The 17,102-nt window shown below is 47.7% G+C and carries 12 protein-coding genes; all 12 read left to right on the forward strand.

Going from position 1 to position 17,102, the window contains the following annotated elements; all coding sequences use genetic code 11:
* Positions 1 to 29: 29 nt before the first annotated feature.
* The 12 genes from B5E62_RS04895 to B5E62_RS04950 all read left to right on the forward strand — a co-directional run bounded on the left by B5E62_RS04895 (position 30) and on the right by B5E62_RS04950 (position 16,859).
* A complete protein-coding gene (locus B5E62_RS04895; RefSeq protein ID WP_087173514.1) occupies positions 30 to 695 on the forward strand; it encodes an ABC transporter ATP-binding protein in 666 nt (221 codons plus the stop codon).
* A 13-nt stretch (positions 696 to 708) separates the two neighbouring features.
* Positions 709 to 3,117, forward strand: a complete 2,409-nt coding sequence (locus tag B5E62_RS04900; RefSeq protein ID WP_087173515.1) for an ABC transporter permease — start codon at positions 709 to 711, stop codon at positions 3,115 to 3,117.
* A gap of 48 nt (positions 3,118 to 3,165) precedes the next feature.
* On the forward strand, positions 3,166 to 5,580 hold the full coding sequence (locus B5E62_RS04905; RefSeq protein ID WP_087173516.1) for an ABC transporter permease: 2,415 nt from the start codon (positions 3,166 to 3,168) through the stop codon (positions 5,578 to 5,580).
* 120 nt (positions 5,581 to 5,700) lie between these two features.
* A complete protein-coding gene (locus B5E62_RS04910) occupies positions 5,701 to 6,369 on the forward strand; it encodes a response regulator transcription factor (RefSeq protein ID WP_087173517.1) in 669 nt (222 codons plus the stop codon).
* Positions 6,366 to 7,379, forward strand: coding sequence for a sensor histidine kinase (locus tag B5E62_RS04915; protein WP_087173518.1), 1,014 nt, complete (start codon positions 6,366 to 6,368; stop codon positions 7,377 to 7,379). The genes B5E62_RS04910 and B5E62_RS04915 overlap by 4 nt, the downstream gene beginning before the upstream one ends.
* Before the next feature lie 101 nt (positions 7,380 to 7,480).
* Positions 7,481 to 8,248, forward strand: a complete 768-nt coding sequence (locus B5E62_RS04920) for an ABC transporter ATP-binding protein (protein ID WP_087173519.1) — start codon at positions 7,481 to 7,483, stop codon at positions 8,246 to 8,248.
* Positions 8,235 to 10,202, forward strand: coding sequence for an ABC transporter permease (locus B5E62_RS04925; protein WP_087173520.1), 1,968 nt, complete (start codon positions 8,235 to 8,237; stop codon positions 10,200 to 10,202). The genes B5E62_RS04920 and B5E62_RS04925 overlap by 14 nt, the downstream gene beginning before the upstream one ends.
* A 321-nt stretch (positions 10,203 to 10,523) precedes the next feature.
* Positions 10,524 to 11,297, forward strand: a complete 774-nt coding sequence (locus B5E62_RS04930) for a response regulator (RefSeq protein WP_087173521.1) — start codon at positions 10,524 to 10,526, stop codon at positions 11,295 to 11,297.
* 544 nt (positions 11,298 to 11,841) lie between these two features.
* On the forward strand, positions 11,842 to 12,513 hold the full coding sequence (locus B5E62_RS04935) for a response regulator transcription factor (RefSeq protein ID WP_087173522.1): 672 nt from the start codon (positions 11,842 to 11,844) through the stop codon (positions 12,511 to 12,513).
* Positions 12,501 to 13,634: a HAMP domain-containing sensor histidine kinase gene (locus tag B5E62_RS04940; RefSeq protein WP_242957714.1), complete on the forward strand. Its 1,134-nt coding sequence runs from the start codon at positions 12,501 to 12,503 to the stop codon at positions 13,632 to 13,634. The genes B5E62_RS04935 and B5E62_RS04940 overlap by 13 nt, the downstream gene beginning before the upstream one ends.
* 61 nt (positions 13,635 to 13,695) lie before the next feature.
* The gene (locus tag B5E62_RS04945; RefSeq protein ID WP_087173523.1) at positions 13,696 to 14,370 is read left to right on the forward strand and encodes an ABC transporter ATP-binding protein; all 675 of its coding nucleotides are present in this window, start codon (positions 13,696 to 13,698) and stop codon (positions 14,368 to 14,370) included.
* Positions 14,367 to 16,859 carry an ABC transporter permease gene (locus tag B5E62_RS04950; protein ID WP_087173524.1) on the forward strand — a complete coding sequence of 831 codons (2,493 nt, stop codon included), beginning with the start codon at positions 14,367 to 14,369 and terminating at the stop codon, positions 16,857 to 16,859. The genes B5E62_RS04945 and B5E62_RS04950 overlap by 4 nt, the downstream gene beginning before the upstream one ends.
* Positions 16,860 to 17,102: the final 243 nt, after the last annotated feature.

The raw sequence follows: 17,102 nt of genomic DNA on the forward strand, positions 1-17,102 counted from the left end.
ATATCGAAATATAGAAAGGCGGTATTCCTATGAGTATCTTGCAGACAACTGATCTAAAAAAATATTACGGCACTGAGCCGAACATTACCCGTGCCCTGGATGGCGTGACCTTTTCCGTGGAGGAAGGCGAATTTGTGGCAGTGGTCGGTACATCCGGCTCCGGTAAATCTACGCTGCTGCACATGATGGGCGGTCTGGACACCCCCACTTCCGGCAGCGTGGTGGTGCGGGATAAGGAGCTGGCGAAGATGAACGATGAGCAGCTCACCATCTTCCGCCGCCGCAACATCGGCTTCGTGTTCCAGAATTACAATCTGGTGCCGATCCTGAATGTGTATGAGAACATCGTCCTGCCTGTGGAAATGGATGGCGACACCGTGGACAAGAAATTCATGGACGAAGTTGTGAAGATGCTGGGCCTTCAGGACAAACTCCAGAATATGCCCAACAACCTTTCAGGAGGCCAGCAGCAGCGCGTGGCGATTGCCCGTGCCCTGGTGTCAAAACCAGCCATTGTTCTGGCCGATGAACCCACCGGAAACCTGGACAGCAAGACTAGCGCCGATGTGCTGGGCCTGCTCCAGCGTACTAGCCGGGAGTTCAACCAGACGCTTGTAATGATTACCCACAACAGCGAGATCGCCCAGCTTGCCGACCGGATCGTGCGTATTGAGGACGGAAAAATCAAGGCGTAAGGAGGGAGACAGTATGACACTACCATTTGAAAATGATAGCTGCGCTATCACAAAAAAATTGGCAATCGCCCATTTGAAACGAAAGCGTTTGCAAAAAAACTTGTCGAAGTTTGCTATCTTGCTTTCAGCGGTGCTGATGACGGTTGTCTTGTTTATATCTGCTGGAATTATTGAAGTAAATCAAAATGATTCTAACTCTCTAACAGGCTCTTACCATGCAATGCTGTCTGGCATCAGGCAAACAGAGTATGAACGAATCAGACAAGATGAACGTATAGAATCTTTAGGCATAACCGTCCCTATGGGTGTGGGGATAGAAGGGGAAAATCGAATCAATCTGTCATATTCGGATCAAGCAACACTTTCTCTGAATGGTCTCACGATCACTGAGGGAGATCTGCCCATAAAAGAAAATGAAATTCTGATTGAAAAAGATTATTTGGATGCCTTAAATTTGAACGCAGGAATTGGAGATACCGTTTTGATTACACTGGAAAACGAAGATTCTCCAACAGAATACACGATTTCAGGTTTCCTTCAAACTACTGCAAGCGGCACAAACCGAATACTATATGCAGGTATTGTTTCAGAACAAAATTGGCTTGCATCTGGAGGTTGGGAAACACATACGCCAACAATTATGTTCCGCATCAATGGAGCCGACAATCTTGGCACAAAAGAGATGGAGCAGGCAGCACTTGAGATTACAAAAGACGCAGGAATTGAAAAAACCCCTCTTGTCAATTCGGCGTACCTTTCGCTCCGAAATCCTTCGTTTTATATGATAGGGGTTGCCGCCGTAGTTATTGCTGTGATTCTGATAGCCAGTATCCTTGTGATACACTCTATTTTTCATGTATCTATCCTGAATGAGATTCACAGTTTCGGCCAATTCCGAACGATTGGTATGACTACAAAACAAATTAAGTCTATGGTTCTGAAAGAGGGATCCTATTTATGGATAGGCTCCGCGCCGATTGGTGTGGTTTTAGGGACACTCATCGGCTACATTTTAATTCCCAGCGGCTTTCGGCCTTTCTGTATCCTGTGGATTTGGCCTTTTGCTCTGCTATTAACGTTTTTAGCTGTCCGTTTTTCAGTACGGAAGCCCGCAAAGATTGCAGCATCTATTTCTCCTGTTGAAGCGATGAAATACGACGCAGTTATAAAAAACTTCCGGTCGAGCAGCAAAATTCATAGGGTTTCCCCTCATTCGTTGGCGGTAAAACAGATCAGGCGGCACAGAAAGAAAAATATTCTAACGGTTGCTTCACTGGTATTGACAGGAATTTTGCTGATTGGATGTTCTTCTGTATTATCATCAATCCGTGCGGAAGATATGGCACAGCAAGGCTTTCCAAACGGGCAGTTCCTTGTCCGCATCAGCAATGAGGAATTGATAAATCAACCTCTCGAAAAAGTACAGGTCAACAACCCGTTAACAAATTCCTTAAAAGACGAATTGATGACTATTTCCGGTTTGGAAACAATTCGAGAAATTCATAATCTTCCCGTTGCTGTTGAATCAAGCGCAATGGAGTCAGATGCGGCAATGGTTGGATTTGAAGCAAGTGATTTGTCATTTTATCAATCCGTTTCCATGGATTCGGAACATTTTAGTTATCAGGAACTTGTGAAACAGAATGGTATTATTGTAGGGCGACCGGATGACTTTATGGAAACATTCCATACAGAACCGCAAATTGGTCAAACTCTTTCTTTGAAAGTATTTAATGGGAACACGAGTCAGCAAGCCACATTTACGATTATGGGAATTTTGGACTCCAGCCGAATTTCCGATCAGGATATGCAAAAAACAGATATGCTCTTGTTGCCTGTTGAAACTATGCAGAATCTTGTAAATTGCAGTACCGTTTATGAATATCAAATTCGAGTATCAGACGAAATGGAAACTCAAGCAGAAACGGAACTACGGCAAATTCTTCAAGGAAACGCAGGTGTCCAGATAGATACGCTTTCAGCAGCAGTGTCGGAAGCAAAAAATTTCCTAATCGGATTTCAGGCAGTATTGCTGACAGCGATTGCGCTATTGGGATGTTTTGCGGTTCTGAACTTGTCCAATACTATTTTGACTGGAATTATTGCTCGGCGAAAAGAATTTTCTTTATTTCGTTCTGTCGGGATGACTTACAAGCAACTTTCTGCCATGGTTCAGGAGGAAGGATTGGTTATTTCAATATCTGGCTTAATTATTTCTATTCTTGCTGGCGGAGGAATCGGTATGTTCCTGTGTAATTTCCTGCAAAGGGAAACAATGAGCTACTTAAACTATCATTTTCCTGTTGCTACAACAGCTATTTTTGCCATAATCATTTTGGGTTGTACGATTCTTATTACAACATTGGCGCTGTATCAGCAACGAAAGAGATTATCTTATCCTTCCAATGACACCGTAAGATAGCGATAGAATGAAACCGTCCCCTTTGAGGGAAAAAGGAGATGAATAACATTGGCTTTACCTTTTGAGAATAACACAACCAAAGTCGTAAAGCGACTTGCGAAGCGCAGCCTGTCCAGCGAAAAGCGGCGGAATATCCTGCTGATTCTCACCATCGCTCTGGCGGCGTTTCTGATGTCTGTTGTGGGAACGTCCATCTTCTCCACCGGGACCATGCAGAGGAAAATGGCCGAGGATACCTATGAAATTATTTATTCAGGAGTCACGGAGGAAAATCTGCATAGCCTGCGCCAGCAGCCGGAAATTGAACGGGCTGGACTGCAATACTCTCTGGGCACGGATAATAACAACGACACTGGTGGACTTCTTTCTATGTCCTATGGGGACGAGGATGTCCTTTATGCTGGACGGATGCAGGTGCAGATTGAGGAGGGAACCTATCCTCAAACCGTGGATGAAGCGGCAGTCAGTTCCGCTTACCTGGAAAAATTCTTTCTCGGCAGCGGTGTGGGCGACCAGATCACCGTTCCATTCAAGGGGAAAGAGTATTCGTTTACCGTCAGCGCCATCCTGTCCACACCGGATACAGGCGTGGAGGCGTACAGCGTGATGGTGTCCCAATCTTTTTTGGAGGAACAGCCCGGCTATGACCCCAGCGGCTACAATGCCTATGTCCATATCAAGGGAGCCGACAGCTACTATGCTGACGATCTGAAAAGACTGGGAACAGAAATCCGGGATCGGCTGGGGCTGCGTTCTGTGTCGTACAGCTCTACCTACTTCTCTGTCAGCCGCACAATTCAGCCGGAAAATATACTCCAGCTGACAGCGGTGGTTCTGGTAGTGATGCTGGGCGGCAGTATGGTGATCCGCAGCATTTTCCACATTTCGATTCTGGAAAAAATCCAGAATTACGGCCAGCTTCGGACACTGGGGGCTACCAAGCGGCAGATTCAGCAGTTAGTACGCCGGGAAAGCCGGTTCCTTTCCCTGATAGGTATCCCTATTGGGATTCTGGTCGGAATTTCCACAGGAACCTTACTGGCTACCAACCTGTTTGTCAGCGGCTTTTCTCTGGAGACAGATCTGGCTGTTGCGTTGGTAACGGCGCTGGTAAGCTACGGCATGGTGAGTATTTCCGTTAGAAAGCCCGTAAAAATCGCCGCCAACACTTCTCCGATGGAGGCTTTGCGCCTGACCGATTGCCCGAAAGCCGCAGGAAAATCCCGAAAGCCCCGCCGGTTTACCCCGCTGGCGATGGCGGCCCGGAACCTGGGGCGTGACCGGAAACGGGCCATCGGTGTGCTGGTATCCCTGACCTTTGGCGGGCTGCTTCTGGTGGTATCGGCTTCGATATTCAGTTCCTATTCCCCGGAGCAGCACACGGATATTCAGTTTCCCTATGGGCACTTCCGGCTTTATCTGGATGACACGGAACTCGATTCTTGTGAACAGATGAGGGATTCTCCCTTCACCGAGGATTTCAGGCAGGAACTTTTGAGCATCGACGGTGTGGAGCAGGTACGGACTCTGCGCCGTGCGGTGGGCGGCTGCAACTTCAAAGCGGAAACTACCGAAGGCGGCGGAATGTGCGACATCATTACCAAGGAGGGGCTGTCTTTGGAAGGAGATTGGGACTTTGTGGAGCAGCATTTGACCTCCGGGCGGATGCCGGAGAATGACAGGGAAATCCTAGTTGGGGATCTTTTTGCCAACAATCCGGATGACCAAAATTTTATTCAATTAGGGGAAGAAATTGAACTGGAAACAGAAGAAAAAACCATGACCGTCACAATGGTAGGAACCTTTGACCAGACCGGATCGGATAACGGAGCATACGCCCTGGATTCTGCTGCCGTTATGATTACGGAAGGGCTTGCCAGAGAAATGATTTCCGGCGTGGAAAATTTCGATTACACATGGGTGATCTCCGCAGACCCAGGCAAGGAGGATTCCGTGACAGCGGCCTTGGAATCCGCTGCAGCCAACGCTCCTTCCGGCATGGGACTTTATACTTATGCCGAGGGATTGGACTTCTGGACCTTCCAGCAGAACCTGATTTTCGGCGGGTTTCAGGGACTGTCCTGGATGATTTTCCTCTTTGGCGTAGTCAATCTGGTCAACATGACCCTGTCCAACCAGCTTTCCCGCCGCCGGGAACTCTGCATGATGCGCGCGGTGGGCATGACCAAACGGCAGCTTTATCAGGTGCTGACAGCGGAAGGGATGTTCTATGTCCTTTTTAGTAGCTGCATCGCTCTGGCGGTAGGAACCCCTGTGGCAGTTGGGATTTGCCGCTGGATGGGAGAAGTGATGATGGGGCAGGTACTGACTTATCAGTTCCCCGTTGGGCAGATGCTGCTCTATATCGGCGTCCTGGTGATCCTGGAGCTGCTGCTCTCCATCTGGACCATCCGGAAACAGGAGCAACATTCCCTCATTGAACAGATGCGGCTTGTGGAATAACAGCCGCCAGCCGGGACAGGAAAATTCTTGTCCCGGCTGTTTTGATTGGAGTTTAAAGACGCTGTTTTTGTTTTATGTTATAATCGACGCTAAAGGAAACCATTTACTTGGAGGAACAGAATGAACCAGAAAATATTGATTGTTGAAGATGAACCGTTGATACGGAATGAACTGAACACCCTTCTGCAAAGTAACGGGTATGAAACGGTGGCACCGGAGGAACTTTCCGATGTGATCGACCAGATTAAAGTCGAACAGCCCCACTTGATTTTGCTGGACATCAAGCTGCCGGGAACCAGCGGCTTTTCCCTCTGTACTCAGATCCGCACCTTCTCTGAGGTGCCGATTATCTTCGTGACAAGCTGCAATACGGATATGGATGAACTCAACAGCATTATGCTGGGCGGCGATGCTTTCATTACAAAACCTTATAACACGGCAATTCTCCTGGCGAAAATTGCCTCCCTGCTCAGGCGGGCGTATCCAGTCAAGCAGAGCGAGCAAATGGCCTGCGGGGGTGCGGTGCTGCGTTTGGAATCCAGTAGTCTGGACTATCATGGGCAGAGCGTGGAGCTGACTAAGAATGAACTGAAAATCCTATATTATCTGTTCAAAAATGCGGGGAAAATCTGCGCCCGTGGAGATTTGGTGGAATTTTTGTGGGATAACCAGCTCTATGTGGACGATAATGCCCTGAGTGTCAACATCAATCGTATCCGGGAGAAGCTGGCGGGCATTGGCCTGACCGATTTTATCAAAACCAAGCACCGGCAGGGGTACACGATATGAACAGCAGGCGATATTGGAAAAACCGAATCCCATTTTTGCTGACCAACCTGGTCTGTATGGCGGCCATCACCGTGTTCCTGCTGGTGTGCGGCAATTCCTTCTCGGCGGTGCTGCTGATTTTGGTGGTGTGGGCGTTGGTCCTGCTGGCGGGACTGTTTCTCACCTACTGGACGCGGAAACGGCAGATGCAGAAGCTTTTGGATATGGCGGGGCAGCTTTCGGAACGCTATCTCATTTCCGAAGTGATGGAGCTGCCAGAGCAGGCGGAGGATCAGGTGTACTACCAGCTTTTGAAAATGGCCGGAAAATCCATGCTGGAGCAAATTGGAGAGGTCCGGCGGGAGCGCCTGGAATACAAGGAGTACATTGAGCAGTGGATTCATGAGATCAAGACGCCCATTACCGCCATGAAGTTGTTATGCGAAAATCACCGGACGGACTGGACAAAAGAATTGCTTCTGGAACTGGAAAAGACCAACCGCTTTACCGAACAGGCGCTCTACTATGCCCGCAGCGAACACACCGAGAAGGATTATTCCGTCCGGGAAATGTCCTTGTCCCAAGTGGTGCATCAGGCGATTGCGGATAACAAATATCTGCTACTTCAGAGCGGGGTACGGCTGGAAGTAGAGGAAATGGAGGATACAGTTTATTCCGATGAAAAATGGGTGCGGTTCATTCTGAACCAGTTGATTGCCAACGCAGTCAAGTATCGCTCCGGGCAGCCGGTTCTCCGCTTTTCCACCCGCAGACAGCAGGATCGGGTGCTTCTTGTAGTAGGGGACAATGGGATTGGAATTTCATCCACTGATCTGCCGCGCATCTTTGAAAAGGGCTTTACTGGGCAGAACGGGCGCATGGTCCAGCAGTCCACAGGCATTGGCTTGTACCTGTGCAAACGGCTCTGTGACAAGCTGGACATCGGCATTACTGTGGAATCGTCAGAGCAAGGCACTTCCATTTCCCTGGCGTTTCACATCAACTGTCTGATCCATGAAGTGCAGGGCTGATAACAGTCCTGCACTTCTTACATTTTTGTTAGAACTTTGTAAGAAAACTTGATACAAACGACGCCCGCACTATTTTACAATAGAGAGCAGAGGTGATAGTTATGAAAGAAGTATTGAAGCTGGAACATATCCAGAAATATTATGGAAATGGTGGGAATATCACAAAGGCCATTCAGGACATCAGCTTTTCCGTTGAGGAAGGGGAATTTGTGGGGATCATGGGCGCGTCCGGCTCCGGCAAGACTACCCTGCTCAACTGTATTTCCACCATTGATACCGTCAGCGCGGGGCATATTTATCTGGACGGAACCGATGTGACCGAAATCAATGAAAAGCAGATCGCACGGTTCCGCCGGGAAAACCTGGGCTTTGTGTTTCAGGATTTCAATTTGCTGGACACCCTGACCATCTCCGAAAATATCGCCCTGGCGCTGACCATCAATAAGGTCCCCGCTGGCGAGATTGACAACCGGGTACGGGAAATGGTCGGGAAGCTGAACATCACGGATATTCTGGACAAATACCCCTATCAGGTGTCCGGCGGCCAGAAGCAGCGGTGCGCCTGCGCCAGAGCCATCATCAACAATCCTAAGCTGATTTTGGCGGACGAACCCACCGGCGCACTGGACAGCCATTCGTCTCAAATGCTTCTGTCCACGATACAGAGTATCAACGAAACCCTGGGAGCAACCATTTTGATGGTAACGCATGATGCCTTTTCCGCAAGCTATGCAAACCGTATCCTCTTTCTGCGGGACGGTGCGATCTTCACGGAAATCCGCAAAGGCGGCGATTCCCGAAGGACTTTCTTTAACAAGATTTTAGATGTCCTCACCATGATGGGAGGGGGCGTGAATGATGTACTTTAAACTGGCTTATCGGAATATCCGCAGGAGCCTGCGGGATTATATCATCTACTTTGTAACGCTCACTTTAACGGCAGCATTGATGTATTCTTTCCTGGCGTTGGGGTTCTCCCCGGACATTCTTGCCATGGCCGAGAATATGTCCATACTCACCTCTGGTATTTTGATTTTATCGGTGCTGGTTGCATTGCTGTCCTCGTTCGTCGTTGGTTATGCCATCCGGTTTATGCTGGGCCAGCGCAGGAAGGAGTTCGCCGCCTATGAGCTGATGGGCATGGAAGTGAAAACCGTCCGAAATCTGTTCCTGGTGGAAAACGGCATCATTGGCGGAGCTGCCTTTCTGCTGGGTTCCCTTCTGGGAACCGGACTGTCCGGGTTTCTGAATCAGGTGGTTCAGAATATTTTTGAGGTGCCGCATCATTATCAGATCCTATTTTCCCTCCGCGCATGGGGAATGGCCCTTTTCTTTTTCATTCTGATGTATGGATTTGGGATGCTGCGCGCGGCAAAGGTCATCCGGCGCAGGAAAGTGATTGACCTGCTTTACGACAGCCGGAAGAATGAAGAAACCGGGTTCCGGCCTTTGCATCGGAGCGTACTGGCCTGTCTGCTCTCCCTTGCCGCAATGGTTGCGGGCGTGATCCTGCTGGGAAAAGGACTGCACATTCAAACGAATGAGGCAATACTGTATTGGGGCGGGGGCTGCCTGCTGATCCTTACGGGTGTTTATGAGATGCACCGGAAAATCCCGATTTTACTTTACCAACTGGCAAAGCGGAATCCGCGCCGAAAGTACCGAGAAGAAAATCTGTTTTTTCTGGGGCAGATCGGCAGGCGCATCCAGTCTTCCGGGCGGACAATGGCTGTTGTAGCAATCCTGCTGACTGTTTCCCTTGCGACCATGTTTGTGGGATTGACAATGGGTGCGGGCTATAAGGCCAACATGGAGGCGTATTACCCCTATGATGCCGGAGTAGCCATTGACGCGCCCTTAACCAAGGGAAGTTTGGATTCCGTCCGCTCCTTTGTAGCAGAACACTGCGAGGTAGAGGACAGCGTAACCTATTACCTGTATACGGTTCCCCATAAAGCGATTGAAGCCTTGTCCTTGTCCGACTACAACCACCTGCGGGAGATTCTGGGGCTTTCGCCTGTTCCTATGAACAGTAACGAGTTCCTGGTTCACTGTGATACATGGAACTACATGGACGGCATCCGTCAGGGGCTGGAACAGCAGCCGGAAATTACACTGAACGGCCGGACTTTGACTCCTGCGGAAACGCCGATCCGGACTGAACCGATGGAACAGTATCAAATGGCTGGAACCAAGGGATATGTCCTGGTTCTGCCGGACGAAGTGGCTTTCCAGCTATCCGGGGAGAAAATCCGTCTGGCAATGAAATTGGCGGATGGCGGATACCCGGAGCTGAAAAATGAGCTGAAGCAATTTCTGAACAGCGGCGAGTGGCAGCCGGACATTCAGCCCGGACAGGAACTGCCGGACCGGGTAACGATGGGGGTCACAGTAAAGGCATGGGGTGTTGCAAATTCTCTGACCGGATTCACCACCATCTCTTTCTGCGGCCTGTATCTGAGCATTATTTTTATCATTCTTTCCTGTGCGGTCCTGGCTTTTGAACAGCTTTCCGCCATAGACCAAAACCGGAAGAATTACGCGGTGATTGACCGGCTGGGGGTGTCGGGGCGCAGGCAGATTTCTTTGATTCACAGGGAACTGTCCACTGTGTTCCTAATCCCGCTGTTTTTTCCAATCGTCCTTACCATCCTGCTGATTGTGGGGACACAATTCATTTTCGGGGAAGCAATTTTGCAGGAAGGGCTTGTGTTGTTCTATGGCGTGGTAACGATCCTGCTGTTCTGCGCTATATACCTGACCTATTTTTGCGCAACGATGTTTTTGTTCAAACGGGTTAATCTTCGGCCTGAAATGCGATGAAAATTTGAATTGCTACAAAATTGAAGCAATTCAAGTTGGTTTCCTGTCGAAAAAGCAGGCGCTGGGACAATTCTGTGACTTTTTAGCGTTAAGATAAATAATCTCTGATTGAACAAATGCGGGAGATGGGATAAACGCATTGATTTAGCGGGGCGGAGTGTGCTGCCCTGCTTTTTCCACCATTTCTCAAAGAAATTTTTTAAATGTCCGAGCGTTGTAACAATTCAGCCTGTTTTTCTGTCGAAATCAAAGGCACCTCGGAGATTTGTGTAACATTTGTAGCTTATGCTTGTGGTAAATCAATATTGGGGGTGAGGACACATGAAAAAGATACTGCTGATCGATGACAGCGACACCTATACATGGTGTCTGCAAAAATACTTACAGCACCGGGGCTACTCGGTGAAAACGGCTTGTACGCTGAAAGAAGCGCGAGCTGCTATACAAGAGGAAATGCCGCTGGTGATCTGCTGTGATCTCGACCTGCCGGACGGTTCCGGCATGGACTTTCTGGACGAGGTGCGGGCCGCAGATAAGGAGATACCTTTTATACTGGCGTCCTGCCATGACAAAGACGACTACGAACAGGAAGCCATGCGCCGAGGTGCGACGCTTTGCATGGATAAAATGAAAGGGATGTTATTGCAAGATAAGTTGGTGGAATATGCTTACAAGGCAACTACGGATATAATTCCGCCTACGTATCATAAGCTGTTGTACGTTTGTGCAGATGAAGGCAATGCCGGAGTATTCCGGGCAGCAATGCTACAAAAAGGCTTTAACCTTGTGTTAGTTACAAACCTTTTCGATGCGGAAAAACGTCTTGCAGAAGATACAGAAATAGAATTGATCCTTTCCGACATAAATTTTAGCGACGGTACAGCTCTTGACCTTTTCTTTGCAATCCGACAATTATCTGGCATTATCAACTTTGCAGATAGGAAATCAGATAACCTATTACCATTCTTTATTGTAACCGCTGATGACGACCTTAAAACCGAGTACCAATATAGATACGAAGGAGTGAATGATTATTTTATATCCCCAGTTAATATTCCGGAGTTAATACGGCGTATCCTATTCTTTCTTGAATAATCGGTGACTGTTTACAAACAAATTTTTATTATGGATTTGGTATCTACCTGCTGGACGACGGCGAAGAAAAAATACCGTCGTTCAGCAGCTATTTTCCCATGCCTGATTACATTACGGCGGCTTTGATAAAATCAAGGCCGCCGTCCTCTATGCCCTTATGAGAATGATGCCCTGACGCTGGAGGGATCGGCGGCCCATGGAGGGAGCCGCCATGAAGCAAAGAGCGTTTCGACATAATTCGCCAGGGAGTTTTCTGCCAAAAAAGTCTGACCGTCAACCGGTCTCCATCTGCTTGTGGACAGGCACTATCGTGGCTGGTTCACAAGTATCATAAGAGTTCTTTTTGCAGCTGTATTATTGCAGTTCTGGGAATTGTTTTGTACATTGCTTCCGCTTTTATTGCAAAAAAGACGATATACCATCGAGGAGTTAAAGCCTGAGAGTTAAATCGGTCTCTCGTAAGCTATTTGTTAGAAAGGGTGATTATATTGAGTATTTCTTGAGAATTAAGTGATATGGTATAATGGAAAAGAGGTGATAAACCATGAGATCAAAAATATTGATTGTTGATGATGAACGCGGTATTGTCGATATGATAAAGAGCTATTTTCAAGCACAGTACGAAATTCTGACTGCATATAACGGCCAGGAAGCGCTCCAAAAGGCTGCTAACGGTCCTGATTTGATTTTGCTGGACATCAATATGCCGGATGTAGATGGGCTGACTGTATGCCAAAAAATACGGGATTATATCACTTGCCCCATTTTGTTTTTGACCGCCCGCATTGAGTCCAGCGATAAAATCATTGGCTTTCAGGCCGGGGCAGATGATTACATTGTAAAACCCTTTGACCTGGATGAATTAGGTGCGCGGGTTGCTGCGCACCTGCGGCGGGAGCAACGCCGCCAAAGTAATTCTACAGTTCGCTTTTTTGGTGAATTGGCATTAGATTACTCTGCCCGAACAGCGGCAATCAACAGTCAGAGCATTCCATTGTCCAGGAGGGAGTTTGAAATCGTCGAGCTTCTTTCCCTCAATGCCGGACAGGTCTTTGACCGGGAACGGATCTATGAACTTGTATGGGGACTGGATGGAGACGGAAACAGCGATACGATTATGGAGCATGTTCGGAAAATACGGGCTAAATTTGCGGCACATACATTACACAATTATATTGAAACAGTTTGGGGGTGCGGGTATCGGTGGAACGGTTAAAAACAAAATTCAAAAATTTGGGACTTCACAGAGCCTTTGTGTTTATAATTGCCACCAGCCTTTTATCCGCGTTTCTTTTGACATGGCTGACTATCTCAATTTGTGTCGATATACGCGAAAGTATCGCCCCCACCGGCGTTTACATTACCTATGATGAGTCAGGCAACAGAATTATCACGCCTGCCCCTATTCCGACTGCGGAGGAACAACAACTCGCAAATATTGTGGAAAGCATACAATACATTTTGACGATTCTATATTCTAGCATGGCAATGATTCTTTCCAGTACGGTATTTTACCGCTGTAAGCTCAAAAAACCTATACATAAATTACAGGCAAGTGCCGAAAGGATTATGAATCAGGATTTAGACTTTACGATTTCACCAGATGGTATGGATGAGATGGGCCAGCTTTGTATTGCCTTTGAAAAAATGAGAGTACAGCTAAAGCGCAATAATCAGGAATTGTGGCAGCAGGCGGAAGAACGGAAACGGCTCAATGCCGCATTTTCTCACGACCTACGAAATCCAATCACCGTTTTGAAAGGGACGGTAAAACTGATGCGGCAGGGCATTCAGGATGAACAGACCATAGACCGGCTGGAAAGCTATACGCTACGGATCGAACAATATGTAGAGGCGATGAGCAGTGTTCAAAGGCTGGAGCAGCTTTCCGTCCATCCAAAAGCGATTGCGCTCTCCGTTTTACAAAGTGAATTACAGGAAACCGCACGGTTATTAGCCGGCACGAAAAAATATTCCCTGTCAATTCCATCGGCTGGAGAAGTGGTTTTAGATCACGGCATTTTTCTCACGGTCGCAGAAAACCTCATTGGGAATGCGGCCCGGTTTGCAAAAAGCGAGCTGTCTATTGAAGTTGTTTTAGAAAACGGACATCTGCTTTTGAAAATATCAGATGATGGGCCGGGATACCCGCCTGCATTGATTGAGAATGGGCCAAAACCTTTTGAAACCGCAAGCAGCAATTCCTCACATTTTGGGATGGGCCTTTACAACAGCCAGCTTTTATGTGAAAAACATGGGGGCAATTTGATTTTGGAAAATCAGACCCCGGTTGGAGCAACGGCCACCGCTGTTTTTCAATTATCTTTCAAACCTTGAGCGATTTTTGAGATTTCTATTCTACACTCTCCTTACACCACAAGTTAAGGAGAGTGTTTTTATGAATATTGAAGCAAAAGATTTATCTAAAGTCTATGGCAGCGGCGAAAACCGGGTTGTGGCTTTGGATCATGCGAATCTGGACATCGTTTCCAGTGATTTTATCTCGATTATGGGACCGTCCGGCAGCGGCAAAAGCACGCTGCTCCACCTGCTTTCCGGTTTGGACAGACCCACATCCGGCAGCCTGACCTATGACGGAAAAGACATTTACAGTTACAGCGACAAAGAGCTGTCCGCCTTTCGCCGCAGGCGGATCGGGTTTATTTTTCAGCAATTCAACCTGCTTCCCGTTCTGACCGCAAAAGAGAATATTATCATGCCCCTTTTGCTGGATAAGCAGCAGCCGGACGAGGCGTACTTAAAGCAGCTCACCGAACTGCTTGGTATTCAAGGGCGTCTGGACCATCTGCCCCATGAACTATCCGGCGGCCAGCAGCAGCGAGTGGCGATTGCCCGCGCTTTGATTGCAAAGCCGGATGTGATCTTTGCGGATGAACCTACCGGGAATTTGGACAGCAAAAGCGGCGGCGAGGTTATGGAACTGCTTCAGGGTGTGTGGAAAAAGATGGGGAAGGCGCTTGTTGTCATTACCCATGACATCCGCATTGCACGGATGGCAGACCGCCAGTTCCAGATTGTAGACGGCATTCTCTCGGAGGTGACAGTAAGATGAAATCCTATCGGGCATTGGTAATCAAAGAACTGTTTGCACAAAGAGTAACTTCTGTTCTGATCCTCATTGCGGTTATGCTGTCCACGATGATGACAACCGTTGTCGGGCAGTCTCTCGGTGTCCTGACGGCCATGCGGGAGCAACAGGCAATCGCGCTTGGAGGGAGCCGCTATGCGACATTTTTGCAAATGGACGCCGATCAGCTCCATGCGATGCAGCAGGATGAACGGCTCTCTTATGTAGGAGCCTCTATTTATCTGGGCAGTCTGGAGCTTTCGCCCTCCCTTACTTTAGGGCTGACGGAATATTTGGATGATAATGCTGAAATTTACCCGTCCAACACCAGAATAAAGGAGGGCAGACTGCCACAGGGACCGATGGAAATTGCTCTGCCGGAAGATGTCCTGCAATATTTAGGTTTTGATGGCGAGATTGGCGATACAATCCATCTTTCTCTAAAAAAAATACTTCGCCATAATATTGCCGACAGCTATTCGTACACGGCAGAGTTTGTCTTAACAGGCATCCTTGAAAGCAATTATCTGGGATATACAAACGGTACGGTCACAGGGGTTGCCGGTGAAGGAACCGCCCAGCAAATCCTTCCGCAATCCCATATCTACTATAATGTGGATATACGAACCGCGGACAAGGCGAATTTCCAATCTGTTGTAAACAGTATCGAAAAACAGCTTCAAATCCACGAACTGGATACCAGCTACAATATTGTGTATCTAAACGCAATGGGGATCTCCTATACTGCGGACTCCGAGGACGCAAATGATACTGGCTTTTCGTTTATGGCCGCTGCAGGGGTATTAGTCGCCTTTCTGATCCTGCTGGCTGCGGGGCTTGTGATCTACAATATTTTGAAAATCTCTGTATCCAAGCGGATAAAAGGTTACGGAACGCTCCGGGCGATTGGCGGAGAAAAAGGCCAGCTTTATCAAATCGTTGTGATTGAAGTCATTTTGCTATGTGTGGTCGGTATTCCTGTTGGTATGCTCCTTGGTTCTTTCAGCGCCAGCGGGATTTTGGCAGCGGCGACCGGGCTGGTTTCCCCGGAACTCTTTTTAGTTCAAAATACTTCGGAACTTCAGGCGTTGATTGCAGAAAACAGTTCTCTGAAGGGGCTTTCGTTGGTTATCAGCGGTGCGGTTACTTTGGCCTTTGCAATGTTTGCCGCATTGCCAGCCGCCCGGTCTGCCGCAAAAGTATCCCCGATCACGGCAATGTCTGGAACGAACCTGAAAATTCACCGCAGAAAACGGAAAGCTAAAAAAATCCATTGCTTTGAATCCTATTATGCGCGGCTGAATCTGAAAAGAAATAGAGGGCGGACAGCAATCACCGTCTTGTCCCTCATCATGAGTATTACCGTATTTATCGCTTTGCAGGGGTTTACAACGATCCTGAATGCAGCCAGCACCCTCCAGGAAAATCACCTGGGAGATTATCAGATTACGAATGAAACGGTTGGATTTTCCGAGGACGCTTTGATTGAGCTGCAAAACAACGAAGCTGTTCAAAGTGTGGCCGCTATTCAATTCTCCCTGTACGAACAGAATGAGGCGGGGCAGCCTGATGGCGTTGACATTGGCTTTTCATTAAATCCCGGCGAGACTTTTCAGGTTGTCGGCCTTAATGATGAATATTGGGATCATTTCATGGGTGCAAAATTGTCCGAAGATCAGATGGAACAACTGAAATCGGGAAATGCCTGTGTAGTACGCAATCCAATTCCGATCAGTTATGGCGATGAAGTGTTGGAATTTACAAGTATTGGAGCTGGTACGACTATCCGTGTTGCAGGTACAGATTTAGAAGTAATAGAAACACTGGATGGCTATGCAGGCTATCTTGGTATCGGAAACGACGGTTTTACAAATGGCGTTCAGGTGATCGTTAGTGACAGCATTTACGAACAGCTAACAGGAAAAAACACCTATTCCGAGTTATTGCCCACGCTGAATGAGGGCGCAGACCGGGAAACCTTCGACATCTTTGTTGAGGAATTTTGTAAGCAGTCGCCGGGAACAACTTTCTTATCGTATGAAGAAACGGACCAGCAGTTAAAAGAGAGTTTTGCTCAAATTCAAATGCTGGCATGGGGCCTGATCCTTTTTGTCGGCCTGATTGGTATTCTCAATATCATCAATACCGTTTACACAAATATCCACACCAGAGTAACGGAAATTGGTATGCAACGGGCGATTGGCATGAGCGCCGGTAGCCTCTATAAAACTTTCCTTTGGGAAGGCGCATATTACGGGATCATTGCTTCTGTGATCGGCAGTGTTTTAGGATATATTTGTACGATTTTCATTGAGGCAGCTACCAGCGATACCCTCCAGCTTGTCGCAATCCCTATATTGCCTATGCTTGAAGCTGCGCTTTTGGCAATAGGAGCCTGTCTGCTGGCAACAGCGATTCCTTTACGGAAGATTTCCAAGATGAGCATTGTGGATTCGATTGAAACGGTGGAATAGAAGAACTTGGAACCACTCTGTTTTCCCTATTTCTCCTGACTGCTTTATGAGGATTACTTTGAATTGCTACAAAATTGAAGCAATTTAAGTTGGTTTCCTGTCGAAAAAAGCAGACGCTGGGACAATTCTGTGACATTTTAGCTTTAAGATAAGTAAAAAATTATTTTGTCCACTTCAACTGCACTGCGGTAGGAAAAAAAGTCATTGCATCGACAACAACTGCATCTATCAAAGGAGAATGAT

Source organism: Lachnoclostridium sp. An118, assembly GCF_002160985.1.
GTDB classification, from domain to species: domain Bacteria; phylum Bacillota; class Clostridia; order Lachnospirales; family Lachnospiraceae; genus Claveliimonas; species Claveliimonas stercoravium.